Source organism: Nostocoides sp. (assembly GCF_037045025.1).
Classification (GTDB): Bacteria; Actinomycetota; Actinomycetes; order Actinomycetales; family Dermatophilaceae; genus Nostocoides_A.
The window spans coordinates 188769-210489 of the sequence record NZ_JBAOHM010000011.1 but is presented as its reverse complement, the minus strand read 5'-3'; the positions used below and the strand labels follow the sequence as shown (position 1 = coordinate 210489).

The window sequence follows — 21721 nt, the reverse complement described above, 5'->3', positions numbered from 1 at the left end:
GCGCCCGTCGCGACGGTCACATCCCCGTCCGGGTGCCCGAAGTTGCGCTACCGTGGAGTTCTCCCCCAAGGACGGAGGACGCGTCGTGAGCACTGCTGCGATCCGCACCCATTCCCTCGCCCGCGCGCGCCACCTCGGAGCACCCAGCCACCGCCCGATCCTCGCCAAACGGACCTTCAGCGCGCTCACCTTTGTGCTGGCGCCGCCGAACGCCGTCTGGTTTGCCCTCACCGATCCCGCCGCGACCGCGCGCTACTGGAATCACGCGATCCGCTCCTCCTGGCAGCCGGGCGAGCGGTGGGACCACCTGCGGACCGACGGCTCCGGCGTCGCGGACGCCGGCGGGATCGTCTTGGCGCTCGAGCGTCCCCGCCATCTCGACTTCACCTTCGGCCCGTCGCGGGTGCCGGCCTATGAGGGCGCGTCCCGGGTCCACGTGACCTTGACGCCGACCCGCACGATGACTCGAATCGACCTGCGCCACGAGGGATTGCGCGACGAGCGCGAGTTCGAGCGGGCCGCGCTGGGGTGGAGCGCCATGCTCGCCGGGCTGAAGACCTATCTCGAAGTGGGCCGGCCGCTGCCGCGCGAACTCTGGGAGATCACGCCGAGCCGGCGCGGCTGAGCCGGCGGCACGGCGGACAATGGGCCGGTGACCTACCGCATTTGCGTCGTCTGCACCGGCAATATCTGTCGCTCCCCGATGCTGGAGTTCCTGCTGCGCGAGGCCGTCGACCGAGAAGGCCTGACCGGGCAGGTCGAGATCGACTCGGCCGGCACCTCGGCGGAGGAATTCGGCAACCCGGCGGACGCACGCACCCTCGCGGTCCTGACCCGCAACGGGCACGCCGACTGGGGCGGCGGCGCCCACCGAGCCAGGCGCATCGAGCGCTCGTGGATCGCCGAGCGGGACCTGATCCTGGCCGCCGACAGCTGGCACCTGCGCTCGCTGCAGCGGCTCGCCGGCGACGGCGAGCGCGATCACCTCCGGCTGATCCGCAGCTTCGACCCCGAAGCCGTCGCCGCGGGCACGCTCGACGTCGACGACCCGTGGTATGGCCGCGCCGCGGCCTTCGATCAGACGTATGCCGAGATGCAGGCCGCCGTGCCCGGCATCATCGCGCACGTCAAGAATGCGCTGGCAGGCGGCTGATCGCCAGGGTCGGTCGCGGCCGGTGTCATTCTGGCAACCAGCCGGCTGGCCCACTCCTTGTCGGTGCGATAGCCGAGCGAATGATAGAGCGTGCGGGCGACGGTGTTGTCGGCATACATCCCGAGAGTGCAGACGCCCTCGCGCTCGACGGCGCCGCGGGTCAGCGCGGCGCTGATCGCGCGGCCGAGGCCCTGGCCGCGCACCCGCTCGGCGCTGAGGATCCCGGCCAGATGCGCAACTCCCGACCCGAGTCGCTGAATCGCGCCGCAGGCCACCAGGTCGCCGGCCTCGTCGCGAACGCCCAACCAGGACGCGGACTGGCCGGTCCCGGGATGGCCCTCGAAGCGCGGATTCTCCCGCGCCGCGAAGGCGGTGATCTCGGCCGCGTCGCGCGTGTCGTCGAGCGCGACCAACCGCTCCTCGCCCGGCACGACCGCCGGCATGCCGTCGGTCCACATCCAGTCCCAGTCGCCTCCTGCCCGGAGCGCGAACCGCTGCCCAACAACCGCGAAGTCGCTGCGCGGCACCGTGATCCACCCCAGTCGGAGGCCGTCCAGGACGCCCGCCCCGGACAACGCGTCGATGAACTCGGCCAGCCGCGGCCCCCACGCGGTGAAGGAGGGTTTGCGGGTGATCGAGGTGCGCAGCCAGCCGACGGTCGCGCCCAGGGCATAGGCCTCGTCGAGTACCTCCGGCGGGTCGAGGCGCGCGAACGCGTCATCGGCGCCGGCGGCTGCACACAACTCGGCCCGCGTGCGGACCAGCTGAACCTCGGGGATGGCTGACACGACACACCATCCAACCACCAGCGCATTCGGCCGGTGATCACAGCTCCCGGACGAAGGACAACCGTTGGGCGTGGGTGAACCCGTTGTGGGCAAAGAAGCGCACCAGCGCGACGTCGTCCCAGGCGACCTCGGTGCGCAGCACGTCGACGCACAGGGACTTCAGGTTGCCGAGGAGTTGGCCGAGCATGGCCCGGGCCACGTGCCGGCCCTCCAGGCCCGGCTCGACGACCACCGTGTCCAAAACCGCGCCCGACTCGACCTTGCCGAACTCGCCGTAGTCCGCGCGCACCATCATCACGCCGACGAGGCGGCCCTCCAACTCGGCAACGAGCGACAGCCGGATCCCGGTGAGGTGCAGCGCCTCCTCGACCATCCGCTGGTAATACTCGACCCGGTTCTGCCCGGTGGCGAGCCGGTCGAGTTGCACCACGTCCTCGAGATCGGACTCCTCCAACGAGCGCACCAACACGACGTCGGGCGGCACCTCTGGCGCGAAGTCGACCTCGAGGGCGCGGTCGGGCTCCACCCAGGCGTCCTCGTCCAGGGTCGCCAGTGGCGGCACCCGGCTCTGGAACTCGTCGTCGAGCGGCAGGTCCACCGGTCGATCGATCGCGATTCGTGGGGCGAGCTGGAAACCGTTGGCCGCGAAGAACTCGACGAGGTTGTGCTCGTTCCACGCCGCTTGGGTGCGCATCTGGTGCACCCCACGGCGATCGAGTTCGTCGACCGTGGCGTCCAACAAGATCCGGCCGACGCCGGCCCCGCGCTGTGGGGGATCCACGCCGATCCAGTCGAGGACGCCGACGGGGGCGGCCATCCCGAGTTCGCCCTCGAAGACCCGGGTGAAGGCGAATCCGACCGTCTGGCCGTCGCGTTCGGCCACGAGCGCGATGTCGCGGTCGTCCTGATCCAGGGAGATGACCCGTTTTCTGTGGAATCGAGGGCGCGGCCGGCCGGTCGTCGCCTCGTCGATCCGAACAACGTCCGGGAGGGCCTCCGGGGTCATCCGCCGCACGGAGACGCCGGCGATCGGGGTGGTCGTGGTCATGACGCGCTCCCTACTGCTAGTGGGACCCGCTGGGCGGCGAGCTTGTCGTGGCGGAAGGCGGCCCACAGCGCGGCGCCGATCGCGCCGGCATAGATCGCGTCGTCGTGGCTGGCCACCTGCAACGGGATCTTGGCCTCCGCGAAGGAGTTCTGCAGCGCTCCGATCAGGCCGGGATCCAACCCGAGTCCGCCGGTCACCAGGACGGTCCCGCCCCGCAGCTTCAGCCGGCGGATGAGCTGAGTGAGCCGGCCGGCCATCGACAGGTGAATGCCGCGCAGGATGTCGGGAGCCGCGATGCCGCGCGAGACCATGTTGATGACGTCGGTCTCGGCGAGCACGGCACAGATCGAGGACACCTTCTCCGGGTTTTGCCCCTCGAGCGAGATCAGGCCGATCTCGTCCTGGGCGATGCCGAGATAGCGGGCGATGTTCTCCAGGAACTGCCCGGACCCGGACGCACACTGGCTGGTCATCTGCGAGGCGAGCACCTTGCCGCGGGGGTCGATGTGGATCGCCCGGCCGTGCAGGGCCCCGACGTCAAGGACGGCGACCGCGTCGGGCTGCAGATAGATGGCGCCCCGGGCGTGGGTCGTCATCGAATAGAAGTGCCCGGTGCTCCACTCGATGCCGTCGGCGTCTCCGGTGGTCGCGATGTAGTCGACGTCCTCGCGGGTGATGCCGTGCTCGGCGAGCATGCGGTCGACGGCTTCGCCGGCGAGCCGATAGGGATCGCGCTGGCGGATTCGTTCGACCTGCCGGCCGAGCCAGCGGGTGTCGTCGCCGACCTCGAACAGGACGGTTTTGGCGGCACCGGCTCCGATGTCGATGCCGATTGTGGTGGTCATGTCGTGTCTCCTTCCGGTGCCGGTCAGACGGCGGCCCGCCGGGCGAACTCGGCACCGCCGAGCGCCCCGGTATAGATCGAGTCCGGGTTGATGTTGATCGTGCGTTCGCCGTAGTTGTCGGCGACCAGCTGGCGCAGCTCGTGGACGGCCGCCTCGTTCTTGGCGACCCCACCGGTGAACGTGAACTGGTCCCGGATGCCGCCGGAGCGAGCGATGATCGACATCGCCCGCAAGATGATCGCGCGGTGCAACCCGGCGAGGATGTCCTCGCGCCGGTCGCCGAGCGCCAGCCGGTCGCGCAACTCGGCGCCGGCGAACACCGTGCACGTCGAGTTGATCCGCAACGTCTTGTGCGCCTTCATCGCCAGCGGACCGAGCTCGTGCAGGCCCATCTTCATCTCGTCGGCGACATAGCCGAGATAGCGTCCGGTCCCGGCCGCGCACCGGTCGTTCATCTGGAAGCTCTCGACGATCCCGTCGCCGTCGACCTGGATGGCCTTGGTGTCCTGGCCGCCGATGTCAAGGACGGTGCGGGTCCCGTCATACATCATGTGCGCGCCCAGGCCGTGGCAGAGGATCTCGGAGCGGATGTGCTCCTTGGGGAACGGCAACCGGACCCGGCCGTAGCCGGTCCCGACGACGTAGGTCTCTTCCAGGGGAACACCGAGGGCGTCCTGCACCGCGGAGTTCACCAGCTCGGTGGGCAGGCTGGTGCCGTCCTCGAGCAGCCCGTCGAGGGCGCGCATGAACGTCGATTCGACGCTGCCGGCGGGGGGCCGGTTCTCGACCTCGATGATCGACTTGTCATAGACGTTGAGCAGGGTGTCGAAGGGCAACGCCAGCTCGGCGCAAACCGGCTCACCGAGCGTCATCACCCGGGAGCCGGCGATGTCACGGAAGAAGTCCGACTTGCGGGTCGCGCCCTTGGCGAAGATCTCCGCAGCGTGGCCGCGCAACTGGCCGAACACGGTGTCGAACGCTTCCGCCAGCGCCTTCTGGTCCTGCTGGGTCGGCGCGCTGCCACGGCCGACGTTGGCCCGCTTGCCGCCGTTGCCGGAACTGTAGCGGGCGCACGTCGCCTCGAGGTCGTCGACCTGGTCGAGGAACTGCACGCGGCGATAGTGGCGTTCGAGGTCGGCGAGGAACTCATCGACGCCGTCCGCCGCCGATGCTGCCCCGGCAAGGAGAGCGCGCCGGAACAGCGTGAACCGGGTATCGACGGTGGCCTCCAGCTTCGACACCGCTGCCGCCGTGTCGTAGTTGGAGCGGGAGTTCGTGATGCCCCGCCCGAGGGAGGCACCGGACTCGTCCATCATCACGGCCTTGGTCGTCGTCGACCCGAGGTCGATTCCCACGAAGGTCCTCATCGCGATACTCCCTCGGTGGCCGAAGCGCCGGAGCGCTTCTGTTCGATCATCTGGAAGTAGCTCTCCAACCGGTTCTTGACGTTGGCGGCGGAGAAATAGCGCGGATCGACGAGGTCGGTCTCGATGAAGGCGCCGGGTTTGCCGGTGCGTTTCTCGACCTCGCGCATCATCATCAGTTGGCCGGCGGAGAAGCTGTTGCAGCTCTTGACGGAGTTGATCAGCAACCCGTCCGCCTTGTACTCCTCGATGTAGCGGGTGATCTGATCGACCCGCTGCGGCAGGTTCCGGTTGGTGTAGCAGGTCAAGCAGTATTCCGCGAGCGACTCCAGCGGATGGTCGGGGTCGTGCCGGAAGCCGAGGTCGTAGGTGCCGCCGACCTTGGTGTAGGTCGAGGCGACGACGACGGCGCCCTCCTCGTAGAACATCTTCCAGAACTCGCGGAAGTTGGTCCAGTTCGGGGGGCCTTCGACGACCAGGCGGTAACGCTGATCGGTCATGTCCCCGATCGGCGTCACCGGCCCGAGACCGGCGGCGAGGCGCTGCTCGATCTCTGAGCGCAGCAGCCGGTAGAAGTCGGTCGCCTTCTCGGTGCCCCGGAACGCGGTGAAGATCGGCCCGATGTAGTAGACGCCGCCGAAGTAGGCGTCGATCGGGGAGGGATCGTTCTTGGCGCTCTGGACGACCCAGACCAGGTCTTCCTCGGCCTTGCGCGACTCGGTCAGATACTGCCGCAGCCGGTCGATGTCGAACTTGACCCCGGAGACCTGCTCCAGGGTGGGGATGACGTCTTCCTTCAACTGCTTGACGATGTATTGCCGCATGTTGTCGGTGATCTCGCCGTCGCCCTGGTAGGGGACCTGGAGCATCACGGTCGGGCACTTGTATTCGTCGCGCACCAACTCGAACCACTTCATGAACGTGAAGCAGCCGGTGTAGCACAGCAGCAGGACATCGGGTTTGGGCAGTGGCTTGCCGTTGGGCGAGAGGTTGCCCTTGGCCATCATGCCGATGTCGGCCTTGACATAGGTGCACACGTCCTCGGAGTGACCGTGCTTCTCGGCCTCGGCGATGTAGTCACCGGACAGTTTGCGCATGCCGTTTTGGATCGCGTTGATCTCGGGCAGGTTGTTGACCAGGTCGAAGCACATGATCAACTCGTTGAGGTTGCCCGGGACGAACGTCGAGGCGACCTTGCGGCCGGTCTCGTGTGCGCTGGTCAACGCCTCGTAATTGCTCGCGATGAGCGCCTTCTGACGCTCCATCGAGTCGTCTTTGACGACGGGTGCGGCGGTGGTCGCAGTGGTCATGATGTGCTCCAGAGTTTGAGGGAGTCGGCGAAGGTGCCGGCCTGCTCCCGGACGGGCTGCATTTGGCCGGAGTTCTCGGCATACTTCAATCCGATGTAGGGTATTCCGGCTGCGTCGCAACGGGTTTCGAGCATCGGCCGCTCCAGCAGGGCGGGGTCGCAGAAGCTTGGCGCCGCGAAGATCACGCCCTCGGCCCCGTTGTCGCGCACCGAGTCGACGACGTATTTGCCCTTGACGGCCAGGTCCGGCTGGTATTTCGCGGCGTTTTCCATCGACCGGGTCAGGTAGGTGTCGGACAGATTGGTCAGCACATCCCCCTCGGTGGAGACGTCGTCCAGGAGCCACCGGTTGACGAGCATGAAGTCGTCGTCGACGACATAGCAGCCGGACATCTCGATGGCCTTGATGAGGTTGAGCGGTGGCTGCTCGCAGAACGCCCCGCTGATGACGACCCGCCCGTTGTCGCGCATCGCCCGTGGCTGGGCCCGGGTGGCCGCGAGGTAGTCGACGAGCAGGGTGTTGTGCTCCTCGACCGGGAGCACCATACCGGCCCGCATCAGCAGATAGACCTCCGATGTCGGTGCCAGCCAAGGGGATTCGGCGCGCAGCCCATACACCTCACGGACCAGGCGACGATTCTCGTTGTATGCCGCGACGCTCGCCCCCAGCTCGTCGTCGGTGATCGGCGCGCCCCGCAGCTCCTCCAGCCCGGAGCGCAACTCGCGCAGCTCGCGGATGTAGTACTCCCCGGCGATGTCCTTGCGGAAGGTCTGCGGCACGTCGAAGTAGCGGACATAGACGTTGGGGAAGAGGAGCTTCCAGATCCCGGAGAGGTTGCGGACGACATCGCACAACGACGGGAACACGAAGCCGTCGACGAAGTCGAGCCGGCCGGTGATGCCCAGCTCGAGGGTGGAGCGGGGGATGCGGCAGATGTAGCTCTGGTAGTAGGCGTCGCCGTGGATGACCTCGAGGTTGTCGCCCCCGCCGAGAACTCCCAGGGGGAGCATCCCGGCGGCGTGGATGAGTTCGCGAGGGACATACGTGGGCATGAAGGCCACGACGCGGCGGTTCTCGCCGGCGGCCTTCCAGGCGCGCGCGGTGCCGAAGTCCAGGTCGTCGAAGATCTCTCGAGCCCGGGCCACGAGTTCGTCGACGCCGTGCGCCGGCTCACCCGCAGCGGTGGTGTCGTGAGTCACGGTTGTCGTCATTGTCAGCCGTCCTTCCATTGGGCGGGACGCTTCTCCAGGAAGGCGGTGAGGCCTTCGAGAGCGTCGTGGGTTGACATCAGGTCAGTGAGGTAGAGGTGCTCCACCTCGGTGAGGCGGGCACGGATGCGGTCGACGAACGGGCCGCGCGCGGCGGTGACCGCCAGGCGCAGCGCCGCCGCGGACTTCCCGGCGAGGTGGGTGTCATACCACGCCAGGGCGGCGGCTTCGGGGTCGTCGGCGACGGCGGCGACCAGCCCGAGCCGGAGCCCGTCGTCGGCGGCGATGTGTGCCCCCGAGAGCAGCAGCTCGTCGGCGGCCTGCTGACCCATCCGTTCGGGGAGGATGCAGCTGGCGACCGGCGCGAAGACGCCGAGCAGGATCTCGGGTTGGCCGAGCCGGGCGTCGGGTGCGGCAAACAGGAGGGTGCCGGCGCTGGCCAGCTCGAGGCCGCCGCCGAGGCAGTTGCCGCGAACGGCGACCAGCACCGGCACCGGGCAGGCCAGCATCTCCAGGATGAGGGCGTGGAAGCCGGCGAGCATCCCGGCTACCGCGTCGGGGAGGTGCTCTTCGATGCTGGCGCCGAAACTGAAGTGCGGGCCGGCGGCGTCGAGCACGACCGCCTTGACGTGCCCGTCCCTCGCGACGACTCCGAATGCCTCGCGCAGCTGGGCGACCATGTCGGCATCGAGCACGTTGGCCTTTGGGCGGGCGAGCCGGACGCGCACGACCCGGTCGTCGCGGTCGTGCCAGACGTCCACCGAGGCGGGCGGGGCGCCCTCCCGGCTCGAGGTGGTCATCAGGCCGTCCCCTTGCCGGGAAGGACGGACTCGATGAGGTTCTCGGTCCATGGCATACCGGCGGCGAGTGCCTGCCGCAGGCCGATGAAGTCGGTCTCGCGGTCGGCCTTGGTGCCCTCGTTGAAGGCGCGGAAGCCGGTGCGGGCCTCGGTCATCATGTTCAGCGCCAGCCAGTCGCGCGAGTTCTCCTTGTTGGCGTTCCAGGCGATCAGCTTGGGCTTGCGGATCTCGAAGACCGTCTTGTTGGTGCAGTCGGGGAAGGTGAGGGACAACTCGGTGCACAGCTGCTCGACCGCGGCGTCGAGCAGGCTGAGGTCGACCGTCCCGGAGGCCATGACCTGCTTGGCGGCATCGAGATCGGCGCCGGCCTTGGAGTCGCCATGGATGATCCGGCCGCGGTCGTCGAGCATCCGGTCGGTCCACACCAGCGGGTTGGGCACCCACTCACCGTCGACCCGCAAGGCCGGGACGACGTCGGTGATCAGCCCCTCGCGCAGGGCCCGGTGGGCCGACCACGGCTTGCACAAGACGATCGACTCCATCGCCCGTTCGACCCCGACGAGCACGGGCAGAAAGTCCGTGGCGCCGCCGATCGGGGCCGAGCCGTGCTTGGGGCCGGCCTGGCCGAAGCGGGCCAGATCGGAGGCGACGGAGAAGTCGCAGGCCATCCCGATCTCCTGGCCGCCGCCGATGCGCATGCCGTTGACACGGCAGACGACCGGCTTGTCGCAGCCGAGGATCGAGCTGACCATGTCGTTGAAGAGCCGCATGTACTGCTTGTATTCCTGCGGGTTGCCCGCGTAATACTCGGCGTATTCCTTGGTGTTGCCGCCGGTGCAAAAGGCCTTGTCACCGGCTCCGGTGAAGACCACGGCGACCACGTCGCGTGCGTTCGATGCGGCGCGGAAGCCGAGGATCACCTGCTTGACCATGTCCGTTGTGTAGGAGTTGAACTGGGACGGGTTGTCCAACGTGATCCAGGCGTTGTAGAGGCCCTCGACCGGCGCGCCGTCGCCGTCGAGCAGCGGACGCTTCTCATAAAGCACCCCCAACCCGTCGAGGAAGGGCGCGACGTTGTGATCCGCCAGATCGACCGGTGCTCCGGCGGAAACGAGTGCCTGGGTGTCGGGACGCATTGCGGGAACCTCCAAGAGGGCGTGGTGGAGCGGGGTGGCAGGAAGGGCGACGAGCAGCCGGGTGGGGCGGTGCCACGGGAGCCGTTGTCGACGAGACGGACCTGCCCGATGGCAGCGGTGACGCAACCGGTGCCGGCGCGTTGATGACGAGTCGGTGCCCCCGGCAGGGGGACCCCGGCTAGGGAACGACGATCGCCCGCCGCGTGATGCGGCGCTCGTGCACGGCGGTCAGGACGTCGTTGATGTCCTCGAGCGAGTGACGCTCGATGAACGGCGATATGGCGACCCGCCCGTCGAGGACCAGATCGACGACGGCGGGGTAGAGCTCTGGCGGGCAACCCCAATTGCCGAGGGCCCGGGCGTGCAAGGCCATGAGGTTGGACAGGCGGATCTCCACCTTGTCCATCGTGAATCCCACCACGGCGAGGGTGGCGCCGTGGACGAGAAGTCCCCAGGCGGTCGACTGCCCGGCCGCGGTGCCCGAGCACTCGAAGATCGTCCATTCGCGCGAGCGCAGGCCCCGTTCGGCCGCGAACGCCGCGATCTGGCGCTTGAGTCCGCGCGGGTCCTGCTCGCGCGAGTTCACGGTCAGCGCCGCACCGTGATTGGCCACCACCGCCAACTTGGCGTCGTCGACGTCGATGGCGACCACGGCGGCGCCCATGGCGGCGGCGATCTGCACGCACCCGGAGCCGACGCCGCCGGCGCCGATGACCACGGCGACGTCGCCGACAGCGACCTCGGCCTGGACCACTGCCTGATAGGGAGTGGTGAAGGCGTCGGCGATGACCGCGATGTCGGCGAGGTCGAGTCCCACCGCGGCGAGGCGGTCCTCGTCGATGGGGCACAGCCCCGACGTGGGCACCGTGACGTGGGTGGCGAACCCGCCGTCGATGTCGTTGCCCGGCATTTGCTGATCGGGACAGATCGTGCTCCGTCCCCGAGCACAGGTCTCGCACCGGCCGCACGGGATCACCGCACAGACGAGAACGGCCCGTCCTTGCCAGTCCGCCGTATCCGCAGCGGTGCCGACGACGCGGCCGCTGATTTCGTGCCCGAGGACGAGCGGCAGCGCCTGGTTGGTGCGGACTCCGTCGAAGAGATAGCCGAGGTCGGTATGACAAATGCCGCAGCCGGCCACCTCCACGACCACGTGACCCGCGGGCGGAGCGACCACGTCCATCTCGGTCCGCTCAAGGGGAGCGCTTGGGCTTGTCATCTGCCAGCGATGCCCCATATCCGCACCTCCATCTCTATCGCGATCACGATGTGACGGGGAGCCACTGCCTAAAACGGTACCGCTATACCTATTTAGCGTCAACCGCTCGATCCGACCGCTCTGTCGCGCGCGCAGCCCTCGCTATTGGACGTTATTCTCTTGTCGGACAACCAATTCCGCAGATAACCGGATCATCGTCGCGATGCTTATCGAGTCTAGCGTGAGCCGGGTCACATCGTCGATCTCCCGGAGGATCTGATCGAGAACCGGCACGTCCGGCAATTGCGCGTCGAGGATGCGACTCGACTCACCGACCGGATCTTCGAAGAGCTCGATCACCTCGAGCAGGGTGAGTCGCTTGGCGTTGCCGACGAAGCGATAGCCGCCTCCCACGCCCCGGGCGCCCTCGACCAGGCCCGCCGCAGCGAGCGTCCGCATGACCTTGGACAGGTGGTTGACCGAGACGCCCCGGCGCTCGGCGATCTCGGTGACCGAGCGCGCCTGCAACGGCGACGCCGCGAGGTCGAGCACGGCATACACCCCGAGGCGGGTGGCGGTCTGCAGCTTCACTCGGACTCGCGCATCCCGTGACGCGGCAACCGCATCTGCATCTGGACGAACGGTCCGGCCGTCATCCCCTGACTGCGCAGGAACGCCATGTCCAGCGCCTCGTCCTTGCGGACCATCGCCCGCACGACATCGACCCCAGCCGCGGTGAACCGGTCGCATAGGGCCTCGAACAACACACTGCCGATACCCGCCTCGCGCGACTCGGGTGAGGTGACGGTGGCGAACAGATTGCCCGACGGTCGCGATCGGAATTCGAGCGCACGGACCTCGCCCAGGATTGCGCCAACGCAGCGACCGTCATGTTCGGCGGCCAGGAAGAATCGCTTGTCGGGCTCCTCGGTGCACGCGCGCAACCGGCCCCGCCAATAGGCGTCGTCGAAGCCCTCGGCTGCGGGGAACATCGCCACGATCGCCGCGATGTCGTCCTCCCGGGCAGTACGCACCCGAATGGGGTCAGCGGTCACGGCATCCGGCATGGGGGCAGGCTAATCGACGGGGGAGGGCAGCAGCGGCGGCGGCCCTCGGCAGCACCGCCTCTGCGCACGTCTCTCACCCCACGAGACGATGCTCTCGCGCACATCCGGTTGCGTCGATGGGTTCACCGACCCATCGGCCATCGCCGAATCACCAGGTTCCGGCGTGCCCCGGTTGCCGCGCTTCGACGATCTGCTTGATCGTCGCCAATCCCGCCCGCATGCCCTGCTCCAGTTCGTCGGAGTGCTCGTCATTGCCGCCCAGCAGAGCTGCGGTGAACGTCGCGGACAGGCGCGTGACGCCGGCGCTCGCCTCGCGCCGCTCGGTCAGCCGGGTGCCAGTCGCCGAGGGTTCCAGCTCGTAGGACCAGGTCGTGCCGTTCTCGGTGACCCGCCAGGCGATCGCCTTGCCCGGCTCGCACCGGACCACCTTGGCCGTGGTCGGCCAGACGATCAGGCCCCGCCGGTTGAGCCCCACGATCCGCGAGCCCTCGCTCACGGGCCCTCGAGCAAGCACCTTGCGGCACTCGGGTGACCACTCCCCGGTGCGCCGCACATCGGAGACCACCGCCCACACCGCCTCCGCAGGTGCGGCGATCTCGATCGTGGCGGCAAGTGGACGCGCGGCGACGCTCATGTCGGCAATTGAACCCCATCCACCAGCTCACCCGGCCACCATGCCCGCCACCGGCACCGGCGGCAGAAACGAGCATGAAATTGCCGCGGTGATGACGAACGCGCCCCCGCTCGCCGTCATCACCGCGGCTCCCGTGGCAGCTATTGTGGGCCGGACTTGCGCTGCTGTCGATGGGGTGACCACCCCATAGACAAAACCGCCGAAATGCCTCGCGAGCTGCGACCGGCAGACGTGCTGGTTACTCCAAGTCGGTTTCCGTGGCCGAGTCCTCGACCACGGTGTCCTCCACAGCCAGGGTCGTCGTCGGGTCGATCAGCCCGAAGACCTCGCCCTGCGGCCCGGTGACAACCGACATCCGTCCGAACGCGCTGTCGTCCGGTCCGGTCATCACCGTGGCACCGAGCTCGGCAGCCTTGGTCGTGGCGGCGTCACAGTCGGCGACCTGGAACCAGGTCAGCCAATAGGACATCTCGGCGCCGCCCATCATGGTCTCGTCGTTGATCCCGCCGATCGAGGACTCGGCCCCGCCGCGGTCGATGGAGAACGTCGAGTAGGCGAAGTTCTCGCCGTCACCGATCTCGGTGAAGGTGTAGCCGAAGACCTTGCCGTAGAACGCTTTCGCCGCCTCATAGTCGAGCGTGTGCAATTCGTTCCAGCAGTAGGCACCGTCCTCGTTGAAGACCCCGGCACCATTGTGCCCCTTGGCCTGCCACACCCCGAAGGCGGCACCGATCGGGTCATTGGCGATGACCATCCGGCCGACGTCGCCCACGTCGAAGGGCGGCATCTGGTTGGTCCCACCTGCGGCCGTGACCTCCTCGGCGATCGCGTCGGCGGAGTCAGCCGCGATGTAGGTCGTCCACACCGAGGGCATCGGCATACCCTCCGGTTTGGTGCCGAGCGGCCCGGCCGGCCGCGCGGCGTCCCATCGTGGTACGCGCCGCCGCTCGAGACCAGATAGGTCATGCGGCATTCATCCGGTGGACGCCGCCGCGATCCCCGCGTGGGCGTGCGGGAGACTGGCGGCATGTTCTCCCTCGCCGGAGCCGAGCCCCCGATCGCCCTCGGCACCCTCGACGGCCGTTATCGCGACGCCATTGCCCCCCTGGTCGACCATCTTTCCGAGCCGGCGCTCAACCGCGAGCGCATCCGGGTAGAGATTGAATGGCTGATCTACCTGACCGATAACAGTGTTATCTCCGGTGTTGGGGTGCTCAGCGCGCAAGAGCAGGCGGCGCTGCGCGGCATACCGGAAAGCTTTGGGCCGCAGGAGATTACGGCGCTCGCCCGGATCGAGGCGACGACGCAGCACGATGTCAAGGCGGTCGAGTATTTCCTCAAGGAGCGGTTCGCCGCGCTCCCGGGACGTGCCGCCGACGACCCGCTGACCGAGCTCATTCACTTCGGCGCGACCTCCGAGGACGTCAACAACCTGTCCTATGCCCTGATGGTGCGCGGTGCGATCACCTCGGTGTGGCTACCCAAAGCGAGCGCCGTCCTGGGCCAGCTGGAGGCGATGGCCCGGGAACTGCGCGCGGTGCCACTGCTCGCGCATACGCACGGGCAACCGGCCACCCCGACGACAATGGGCAAGGAGCTAGCCGTCATCGCCTGGCGGCTGCGTCGGCAACTGCGCCGCATCGAGAACGCGGAATATCTCGGCAAGTTCAACGGCGCGACCGGCACCTATGGAGCCCATCTGGCCGCGGTTCCGGACGCCGGCTGGGAGGCGATCAGCCGGGCCTTCGTCGAGAGTCTCGGCCTGACGTGGAATCCATTGACGACCCAGATCGAGAGCCACGACTGGCAGGCCGAGCTGTATGCCGATCTGGCCCGGTTCAACCGGATCCTGCACAACCTCTGCACGGACGTCTGGAGCTACATCTCGCTCGGCTACTTCGCCCAGGTGCGGGGGCAGGGGACGATCGGGTCGAGCACGATGCCGCACAAGGTCAACCCGATTCGCTTCGAGAACGCCGAGGCCAACCTCGAGGTGAGCAATGCCCTGCTCGACGTCCTCGCCGCGACGCTGGTCTCCTCGCGCCTGCAACGCGACCTGTCCGACTCCTCGATGCAGCGCAACATCGGGACCGCGCTCGGGCATTCGCTGCTCGCGCTCGACAACGTCTCGCGTGGTCTCGCCGGGCTGGACGTGGCCCCCGAGGTCATGGCCGTCGATCTCGACGCGAACTGGGAGGTGCTCGCCGAGCCCATCCAGTCCGTGATGAGAGCCCTTGCCGCCCAAGGGATCCCGGGGATGGCCAACCCTTATGAGCGGCTCAAGGAGCTGACCCGCGGACGCCGGATCGGCGCGGCCGAGCTGCGCGCCTTCGTCGACGGGCTCGGCCTGCCCCCCGAGGCGGCGAGCCGGCTGCGGGAGCTGAGCCCGGCGGCATACGTCGGTCTGGCGCCGCGCCTGGTCGACCACCTCGACGACTGAAACCTCCTGCTCGCGAAAACGGTTCCACCGGTCTGGCGGTGGCGGACCGTGGTCATGAGCACCCCTTGGGGTGTGCCACGATGAGCCCATGCGCGTGGATCACGTTTCCTATGCCGCAGAGCGCGACGGCCTGCAGGCGACGGCCGAGCGCCTGGCAGCCGAACTCGGGGTCGAGCCGGTCGAGGGCGGGATTCACGCGAGATTCGGCACGCGCAATGTCATTTTGCCGTTGGCGCACGAGCGTTATCTCGAGGTGGTCGAGGTCCTCGACCACCCGGCCGCCGACAAGGCGCCCTTCGGTCAGGCAGTCCGTGCCCGCAGCGAGATGGGCGGCGGCTGGATCGGCTGGGTCGTGCGGGTGGACGACCTGGCCGGCCTCGAGCGTCGGATCGGCCGCTCGGCGGTTGACGGCAACCGGCGCACCGCCGACGGGCGCGAATTCCGGTGGCGCCAGCTCGGGGTCCGGGGCCTGCAGTCCGATCCGCAGTTGCCGTTCTTTGTCGAGTGGGAAGCCGACAGCCCGCACCCGTCCGATGAGGCCCACACCGAGGTCACGATCGAGTCGTTGGAGATCGGCGGCGACCCCGAGCGGGTCAAGGACTGGCTCGGCCTGCCCGCCGAGACGACCTCCTCGGTCATCCACTTCACGTTCGTCGCGCCGCACGGCACGCCGGGGCTGATGGCGGTCACGTTCAACACTCCCGACGGCAGGGTCACGATCTGAGTCAGCCGCGCTGGCGGATTGCCTCATACAGGACGATCGCGGCCGAGGTCGCGGCGTTGAGCGAGTCGGCGCGACCCGCCATCGGGATCCGCACCCGGATCGTCGCGGCGGCCAGCATCGCCGCGTCCAGGCCCCACTTCTCGGCGCCCACAGCGACGGCAATCGAGCCGGTCAGCTCGGCCTGGGTGTGCAGCAGCTCGGTCGCCGGTGTCGTGGCGACGAGGACATAGCGGCGCTCGGCGAGCCAGGTCAGTGTGGTGGCCGTATCCGCGCTGGCCACCGGGACCGAAAAGACCGTCCCCTTGCTCGCCCGGATGACGTTGGGGTTGCCCCAGTCGGTGACCGGATCGGCGGCGATGACGGCGGCGACCCCCGCGGCGTCGGCGGTCCGCAGCATCGCCCCGAGGTTGCCGGGCTTCTCGATCGCCTGGGCGATCAGGATCAGCCCGCCCGCGGCCACCTCGAGGTCGCCGAGCGCTATGCCGGGGCTGGCCACCACGGCGAGGAAACCGTCGGGACCCTCTCGATAGGCCACCTTCTCGAATGCCGCCCGCCCGAGGGCGACGGTCTCGGCGCCCCGCGTCCGGACGTCGTCCACCACCGAACCGCCGCCGGGAGCCATCAGTTCGGCGCAGTGGAAGAGCGTGCGCGGGAGCACGCCCGCACCTAAGGCCAGCGCGAGCTCGTCGCGCCCCTCCACGCAGGTCAGTCCGCTCGCCGTGCGGCCGCGGCGCGTGCGTAGCGCAATGACCTGCTTCAGGCGGGGATTGGCCGGTGAGGTGATGAGCAGGTCAGGCATGTCCGGACGCTCCTGCCCCGCCGCGGATCGCGTCGTGGAGGATCCCCGGAAGGGAGTCGAGCACCTGGGCCAGCCCGTCCTCCTCGACCGTGCCGGTCACCTCGTCGGCGACGTCCTGGACCTCCGCGGGGGCGTTGCCCATCGCCACGCCGCGCCGGGCCCACCGGAGCATCTCGATGTCATTGCGCTGATCCCCGACGGCGACGGTGTGGTGCGCGTCCACCCCGAGGCGGCGGCGGACATGTTCCAAGGCGGACCCCTTGGAGACGCCCTCGGGGTTGATGTCGAGCCAGGCCGAGAAGCCGACCGCGTAGTTCATCTCGTGCAACCCGATCCGGTGCGCCAGCCGGAGGAAGTCCTCGCTCGTCCCGGTCGCGCTGCGGAAGGTCAGCCGGGTGACCGGCGCCGCCATCAGTTCCTCCCACGGGACGACCGTGACGACCCCGTCGAGCGCATCGGGGAAGGGCGCGCTCACCTTGAACCCGACCCCGAGGTCTTCGACGGCGACCACGGCATCGGGCCAGGCGTCCCGCAACAACTCCAGCGCAGGCGCCGGGTCGAAGGTCACCGCCTCGATGATGTCGTAGCCGCTCGGGTGACCCGGGTCGAGGGCGACCGTGACGGCGCCATTGGAGCAGACGGCATACCCACTGCGCAGGTTCAGCCGATCGAGGATCGGCAGCGTGCCGAGGACGGTGCGGCCGGTGGCGAGCACGAGGTGATGCCCCGCCGCGGCTGCGCGAGCCACGGCATCTCGGACCGGGTCGCGCAGGTCTCCGGTGTGGGTGATCGTGGTCCCGTCGATGTCGAGGGCGACGAGGTGGGCCGGATGCACACCCGAACGTTATCCGCTGCGCCGCAAACCCGGCCGCTATCGTGGATCCATCGGGGTTGGTCGGCAAGGGGGTTGACATGGGTGCACGATCCGAGCCGAGTGACGAGCGCCTGCTGCTGGAGCTTCACGATCTCTTCGACGATCTCGATCCGGTGCCGGTGAGTCTGGCCGAGGATGCCAAGTTCGCCATCGCGGTGGCCGGCCTCGAGGCCGAACTCGCCCAGATCGTCGATGCAGACCTGCTGGCGGTGCGCGACCGCACGCTGCCCGGCGCGGCGGTCACCCTCACCAGTTCGGCCGTGAGCGTCCTGATTGCGCCCTCCCCACTGCCCGACGGCACCGTGCGGCTGGACGGCTGGGCCACCCGCCCCGGCGCCGAGATCGGTGCGTATGCCGATCCCGACCCCCTCCTCCTGCAAACTCTGGACCCGGCGGCGCACACGACCGCCGACGAGTTCGGCCGGTTCGTGTTGGAGGGGCTGCGGCCGGGCCGGCATGTCTTCCTCGTCCGCGTGGCCGAGCCGCGGCACACCCTGCTGTCCGCGCCGATACCGCTTGGGCTCGAACGCGACGGGGACGCCGCGAGACCCTGACTGCAGCGCCCGGCGGCGGGGAGGCGCTACGCTGCCGGGCGAGCTGACCGCATCATCCAGGAAGGGCCACCTGTGTCCGGCCCGCCGCACCCGCCCACCGCGCCCCCGGCGCCGGCCGTCGCGGCGCCTTCGCGCGCCCTGCCCGAGCTGTGGGAACTGCGCGAACGCGCCCTCGCCCACAACAACGCCGGCCGGCACGCCCCGGCCGAGCACGACTACGCCGAGCTGCTGGCGCGCCTGGCCGACATGACGCCGACCGAGACGCAAGTGGCTGAGCACCGCGAACTCGCCGTGCGCGCGCGCATCGGGCTCGCCTTCGTCGACGTGACCGCGGGAAAACTGCGCCACGGCCTGGCCCTGCTCGACGAGGCGAGCACCATCGCCGGCCCGGACCAACCACACCTGCACGCCCTCATCGCACGCCAGCGCGCCGTCTTGCTGGCCAATGTCGGGCGGCTGCGGGACGCGCTGGCCGAGATGCAGGCGCTGCGCCCCGTCCAACACCTGCTGACCGAGCAGGACCTCATCATCGTGCTGCTCAACCGGGCCCTGCTGCACGCCCATCTGGGCAACCACAGCGCGGCCGCCGCCGACAACGAGCAATTGCTGGCGCTGGCGACGCTCGAGCGCTACCCGACCGAGCATTTCATGGCGACCTACAACTCCGGCACCCTCGCCTACCTCTCCGGCGACCTGCCCCGGGCGCTGGCGACGATGGCCCGCGCCGACGCGATGGAGGTCACGGTCACCCGGGGGCCGGGCCGCCTCGACCAGGGCAAGGTTCTCTTGGAGGCGGGCCTGGTCGAGGAGGCGATCGAGGTCCTCGCTGCCGCCGTCCCCGAGAGCTTGGCCGCCGGACAAAACCTCATCGTCGCGCAGATCGAGACCACGCTCTCCCAGGCCTTGCGGCTTGCCGGCCGGCACCAGGAGGCGTATGCCGCGGCCCTGGCCGCCGAGGAGCATCTCGGCAGGCAGGCAGCCGGGCCGCAGGGGGATCCGGCCCGGCTCGCGGGCCTGGCCGCCCGGTTCGCGCTCGGCGAGGAGCCGGCGCTGATCCGGCACGCGGCCGCGGCGATCGCCCGGCGGGCGCTGCGCACCCGCAGCGACCTCGAGCTACCCGCGCATCTGCTGGTCGCCGAGGCCACCCTGGCCGCCGAACCGGCCGCCGCGGAGACGCTGCTCCATCGCCCGCGGGTGCCCGCCGCTGCATCGTTGAGCGACCGGCTGCGGTGGCGGCGCATCCGGGCGGCCAGCGCCCTGGCCCGTGGTGAGCAGACGCGGGCGCGACGGGAGCTACGTCGAGCCGCCGACGAACTGACCAGGGAGCAGTCCCGGATCGTCAGCCTCGACCTGGGCACCGCGCGAGCGCTGCACACCGAGCCGCTGATCGACCTTGATCTGGAGCAGGCGGTGGCGTCGGGACCCGGCGCGGTCTACTCCGCCACCGAGCGCTGGCGGGCGGCGACCGCGAACCTCGCGGCGGTGCGGCCGCCGGACGACCCGCGCACGGCGGAACTGGTCGCCCGGCTGCGCGGGGCGCGCGCTCAGCTCGCCGGGGCCGGGAGTGCGAGCGCCGCGGGCAGCATACGGGCCGAGATCGCCGCGATCGAGCGGGAAATCCGGCTGCGGGACTGGTCACTTCACGCCGAGGGCACCAGCGCCGGCGTGCCGGTGCTGCCCTTCCGCGAGGCCCGGGAGCGGCTGGACAGCGACGGCGCCGACCTGTGCAGCTTCCTGCGCGTCGACGATGCGATCGCGGTCCTGGTCGTCTCCTCGGGAGGCGCGCGTGTGGTCCCGTGCCTTCCCGCCGACCGGGCAGTGGAACTCGTCCGCCGCGTCCACGCCGACCTGCGCGCCGCCCTCACCCAGCCACGCAGCCCGCTCGCGGGTGCGGTGCGGGATTCGCTGGCCGCCGAACTTGCCGAACTGGACGCGGCCTTGCTCGCCGAGGTGCGCAGGAGCGACCTGCGGCTGGTGGTCGTTCCGACGCGGCCGATCAGCGGTCTGCCGTGGGCGCTGCTGCCCTCGCTCGCCGGTCGTCCCGTGACCGTCGCGCGGTCGGTGACCAGCTACCTGCGCACGCGAGGAGATGATCCTGCCCGGTCGGCCGATCCGGCCATTCCGGCGATGGCGCTCGTGGCTGGCCCGGGACTGGGCGCCGCCGCTGACGTGGAACGGGCGGCCGTCCGTGCCGCCTGGCGCCGACGCGGAGTGGCCCCCGACCGGTTGAGCACCCGGGCCGAGGTGCTGACCGCAGTTGCGCGTTGCGACCTGGTGCACATCGCCGCGCACGGGCACCACGAGCCGCGCAGCCCGCTCTTCTCCCACCTCGAACTCGCCGACGGGCCACTCTTCGCCCACGAGTTGCAAGCCCGGGGCGTGAGCGCCCGGCACGTCGTCCTGGCGGCCTGCGAGGTCGGCCGCGCCACCCCCCGTCCAGGCGAGGAGGCGCTCGGGTTCGCGGCGACCCTGCTGGCCCTGGGGGCGGCTTGCGTCGTCGCCGCGCATACCGCTGTCCCAGACGACCTCGCCGCCGCAGTCATGACGCGCTATCACCGCCGGCTCGCCGACGGCGCGCCCACGGACGAGGCCCTGGCCGAGGCCATCACCAGCACCGACGAGCTGGCCGGCGTGTTCGCGGCATTCGGCTCCCGGCTGGCTTTCTGACTCGAAGAGTTCTCTCTTCCCGCCTCCACTGTGGCCGGCGCAGCCGGCCCGGGCCACTGATCCGAAGAGTTCGGTGAGTGGCGTGGTGGCTGGACCGATGCTGGGCGCCGGACGACGGGCTACCGGTGGGTAGGTCCGGCCGGGTCGAGAGGACCGTGTTGGTACGTTTTGGCGCGCGACAACCGTGCCGACCGGGTCCTTTCCGCCACCGGCGTGTGCCGGTCGGTCCGGGTGCCGTCGCCGAGTTCCCCGTGCGTGTTGCTACCCCAGCACCGGAGTGAGCCATCGGTCATGCGGGCGCGAATGTGGTCGTTCGACGCTGTCACTGCCGCGACCTGCGACCGCAGGCCGCGCACCTGCGCCGGAACGAGCCGGTTGACGGTGCTGCCGTCCCCGACCTGGCCGCTGCCGTTGAAGCCCCAGCATTTCGCGACCCCGTTAGCATTGACGGCGCACGCGAACAATCCACCGGCCGAGATCGCGACGACGCCCGATTGCAGACCGACGACACGGGCCGGGGTCGGGCGGTTGGTAGTGGTCCCGTCTCCGATGGCGCCGAACGCGTGATAGCCCCAGCAGCGCACCCCGCAGCGGCTGGTCAGCACGCACGAGTTCTCGAATCCGGCCGAGATCGCCGTGACACCCGCGCCGAGGCCGTGCTCCGAGACCGGCGGAAATCGAGCGGACCCGGATCCCCCGGACCGCGATCGGGCGCACGCGGTCGATCGTCGTCCCGTCACCGAGTTGGCCGAACCCGTTGGCACCCCAGCACTTCGCGCGGCCGTCTTCGAGGACCGCGCAGGAGGTGAGGTGTCCGGCCGTCACCGACAAGACATCGGACCCGAGGCCGAGAACGGCCACGGGTTTGGTTCTGGTCGTCCGGGTCCCATCTGCCGAGTTGGCCCGCGGAATTGTCCCCCCAACACACGGCTGCCCCCGCCGTGGTGACCGCGCACGTGTGCGTGCGGCCAGCGGCCACCTGGCGCAGGGCCGTCCCCGCGGCGAGTGTCGCACCGGCCGCGGCCGGTGAAGAAGACACAGCACCCACGCCCCGTCGGCGCGCGGCGCATGGAAAGCTCCCTTCGGATCGGCTGCCGTCACGCTAGGTGGAG

At 69.5% G+C, this 21721-nt stretch carries 22 protein-coding genes and 2 pseudogenes; 6 read left to right on the top strand and 18 right to left on the bottom strand.

Translation table 11 applies throughout. From position 1 onward, the window contains the following. The first annotated feature begins 85 nt into the window (after nt 1-85). Both V9G19_RS12090 and V9G19_RS12085 read left to right on the top strand, forming a co-directional pair. Complete coding sequence (locus V9G19_RS12090) at nt 86-625, top strand: SRPBCC domain-containing protein (protein ID WP_462285670.1); 540 nt, start codon at nt 86-88, stop codon at nt 623-625. 27 nt (nt 626-652) lie between these two features. Next, nucleotides 653-1153 (top strand): low molecular weight protein-tyrosine-phosphatase, encoded by a 501-nt coding sequence (locus V9G19_RS12085; RefSeq protein WP_462285669.1) that lies wholly within the window; start codon nt 653-655, stop codon nt 1151-1153. On the opposite strand, the gene V9G19_RS12080 is transcribed toward V9G19_RS12085, so the two are convergent. From V9G19_RS12080 to V9G19_RS12020, 13 genes are all read right to left on the bottom strand, one after another. Further along, a complete protein-coding gene (locus V9G19_RS12080; RefSeq protein ID WP_462285668.1) occupies nt 1078-1941 on the bottom strand; it encodes a GNAT family N-acetyltransferase in 864 nt (287 codons plus the stop codon). The genes V9G19_RS12085 and V9G19_RS12080 overlap by 76 nt on opposite strands. 37 nt (nt 1942-1978) lie before the next feature. Beyond that, nucleotides 1979-2989 (bottom strand): GNAT family N-acetyltransferase, encoded by a 1011-nt coding sequence (locus V9G19_RS12075; RefSeq protein ID WP_462285667.1) that lies wholly within the window; start codon nt 2987-2989, stop codon nt 1979-1981. After that, on the bottom strand, nt 2986-3834 hold the full coding sequence (gene bcrD, locus V9G19_RS12070) for a benzoyl-CoA reductase subunit D (protein ID WP_462285666.1): 849 nt from the start codon (nt 3832-3834) through the stop codon (nt 2986-2988). The genes V9G19_RS12075 and bcrD overlap by 4 nt, the downstream gene beginning before the upstream one ends. Before the next feature lie 23 nt (nt 3835-3857). Further along, nucleotides 3858-5201 (bottom strand): benzoyl-CoA reductase subunit A, encoded by a 1344-nt coding sequence (gene bcrA, locus V9G19_RS12065; RefSeq protein ID WP_462285665.1) that lies wholly within the window; start codon nt 5199-5201, stop codon nt 3858-3860. Further along, nucleotides 5198-6508 carry a benzoyl-CoA reductase subunit B gene (gene bcrB, locus V9G19_RS12060; protein WP_462285664.1) on the bottom strand — a complete coding sequence of 437 codons (1311 nt, stop codon included), beginning with the start codon at nt 6506-6508 and terminating at the stop codon, nt 5198-5200. Before bcrB ends, bcrA begins: the two co-directional genes overlap by 4 nt. Beyond that, a complete protein-coding gene (gene bcrC, locus V9G19_RS12055) occupies nt 6505-7719 on the bottom strand; it encodes a benzoyl-CoA reductase subunit C (protein ID WP_462285663.1) in 1215 nt (404 codons plus the stop codon). The genes bcrB and bcrC overlap by 4 nt, the downstream gene beginning before the upstream one ends. Nucleotides 7720-7721: 2 nt before the next feature. After that, a complete protein-coding gene (locus V9G19_RS12050; RefSeq protein ID WP_462285662.1) occupies nt 7722-8516 on the bottom strand; it encodes a cyclohexa-1,5-dienecarbonyl-CoA hydratase in 795 nt (264 codons plus the stop codon). Beyond that, a complete protein-coding gene (gene oah / locus V9G19_RS12045) occupies nt 8516-9652 on the bottom strand; it encodes a 6-oxocyclohex-1-ene-1-carbonyl-CoA hydratase (RefSeq protein ID WP_462285661.1) in 1137 nt (378 codons plus the stop codon). Before oah ends, V9G19_RS12050 begins: the two co-directional genes overlap by 1 nt. Before the next feature lie 178 nt (nt 9653-9830). Then, nucleotides 9831-10871 (bottom strand): 6-hydroxycyclohex-1-ene-1-carbonyl-CoA dehydrogenase, encoded by a 1041-nt coding sequence (had, locus tag V9G19_RS12040; RefSeq protein WP_462285660.1) that lies wholly within the window; start codon nt 10869-10871, stop codon nt 9831-9833. A 141-nt stretch (nt 10872-11012) separates the two neighbouring features. Beyond that, complete coding sequence (locus V9G19_RS12035; protein ID WP_462285659.1) at nt 11013-11441, bottom strand: Rrf2 family transcriptional regulator; 429 nt, start codon at nt 11439-11441, stop codon at nt 11013-11015. After that, a complete protein-coding gene (locus V9G19_RS12030) occupies nt 11438-11917 on the bottom strand; it encodes an N-acetyltransferase family protein (protein ID WP_462285658.1) in 480 nt (159 codons plus the stop codon). Before V9G19_RS12030 ends, V9G19_RS12035 begins: the two co-directional genes overlap by 4 nt. Nucleotides 11918-12065: 148 nt before the next feature. Next, nucleotides 12066-12551, bottom strand: a complete 486-nt coding sequence (locus tag V9G19_RS12025) for an SRPBCC family protein (RefSeq protein ID WP_462285657.1) — start codon at nt 12549-12551, stop codon at nt 12066-12068. A gap of 238 nt (nt 12552-12789) precedes the next feature. Next, nucleotides 12790-13431 (bottom strand): VOC family protein, encoded by a 642-nt coding sequence (locus V9G19_RS12020; protein WP_462285656.1) that lies wholly within the window; start codon nt 13429-13431, stop codon nt 12790-12792. A 147-nt stretch (nt 13432-13578) separates the two neighbouring features. On the opposite strand from V9G19_RS12020, the gene purB reads away from it, so the two are divergent. Together purB and V9G19_RS12010 are read left to right on the top strand one after the other, a co-directional pair. Then, a complete protein-coding gene (gene purB, locus V9G19_RS12015; RefSeq protein WP_462285655.1) occupies nt 13579-14991 on the top strand; it encodes an adenylosuccinate lyase in 1413 nt (470 codons plus the stop codon). A gap of 88 nt (nt 14992-15079) precedes the next feature. Beyond that, nucleotides 15080-15715 carry a VOC family protein gene (locus V9G19_RS12010; protein ID WP_462285654.1) on the top strand — a complete coding sequence of 212 codons (636 nt, stop codon included), beginning with the start codon at nt 15080-15082 and terminating at the stop codon, nt 15713-15715. A gap of 1 nt (nt 15716) precedes the next feature. Here V9G19_RS12010 and V9G19_RS12005 read toward each other — a convergent pair whose 3' ends face one another. Continuing rightward, nucleotides 15717-16514, bottom strand: a complete 798-nt coding sequence (locus V9G19_RS12005) for a TrmH family RNA methyltransferase (RefSeq protein ID WP_462285653.1) — start codon at nt 16512-16514, stop codon at nt 15717-15719. Beyond that, nucleotides 16507-17349, bottom strand: coding sequence for an HAD family hydrolase (locus V9G19_RS12000; RefSeq protein WP_462285652.1), 843 nt, complete (start codon nt 17347-17349; stop codon nt 16507-16509). The genes V9G19_RS12005 and V9G19_RS12000 overlap by 8 nt, the downstream gene beginning before the upstream one ends. Nucleotides 17350-17426: 77 nt before the next feature. Here V9G19_RS12000 and V9G19_RS11995 point away from each other — a divergent pair, with 77 nt between their 5' ends. Together V9G19_RS11995 and V9G19_RS11990 are read left to right on the top strand one after the other, a co-directional pair. Continuing rightward, nucleotides 17427-17942: a hypothetical protein gene (locus tag V9G19_RS11995; protein ID WP_462285651.1), complete on the top strand. Its 516-nt coding sequence runs from the start codon at nt 17427-17429 to the stop codon at nt 17940-17942. A gap of 72 nt (nt 17943-18014) precedes the next feature. Then, nucleotides 18015-20609: a CHAT domain-containing protein gene (locus V9G19_RS11990; RefSeq protein ID WP_462285650.1), complete on the top strand. Its 2595-nt coding sequence runs from the start codon at nt 18015-18017 to the stop codon at nt 20607-20609. Nucleotides 20610-20728: 119 nt separating this feature from the next. Here V9G19_RS11990 and V9G19_RS11985 read toward each other — a convergent pair whose 3' ends face one another. The 3 genes and pseudogenes from V9G19_RS11985 to V9G19_RS11975 form a co-directional block, all read right to left on the bottom strand. Then, nucleotides 20729-21214: an RCC1 domain-containing protein gene (locus V9G19_RS11985; RefSeq protein ID WP_462285649.1), complete on the bottom strand. Its 486-nt coding sequence runs from the start codon at nt 21212-21214 to the stop codon at nt 20729-20731. 73 nt (nt 21215-21287) lie between these two features. After that, nucleotides 21288-21434 (bottom strand): annotated as a pseudogene (locus V9G19_RS11980) (hypothetical protein); the annotation flags it as partial. Nucleotides 21435-21519: 85 nt separating this feature from the next. Continuing rightward, a pseudogene (locus V9G19_RS11975) lies at nt 21520-21588 on the bottom strand (RCC1-like domain-containing protein); the annotation flags it as partial. Between the last annotated feature and the right edge of the window lie 133 nt (nt 21589-21721).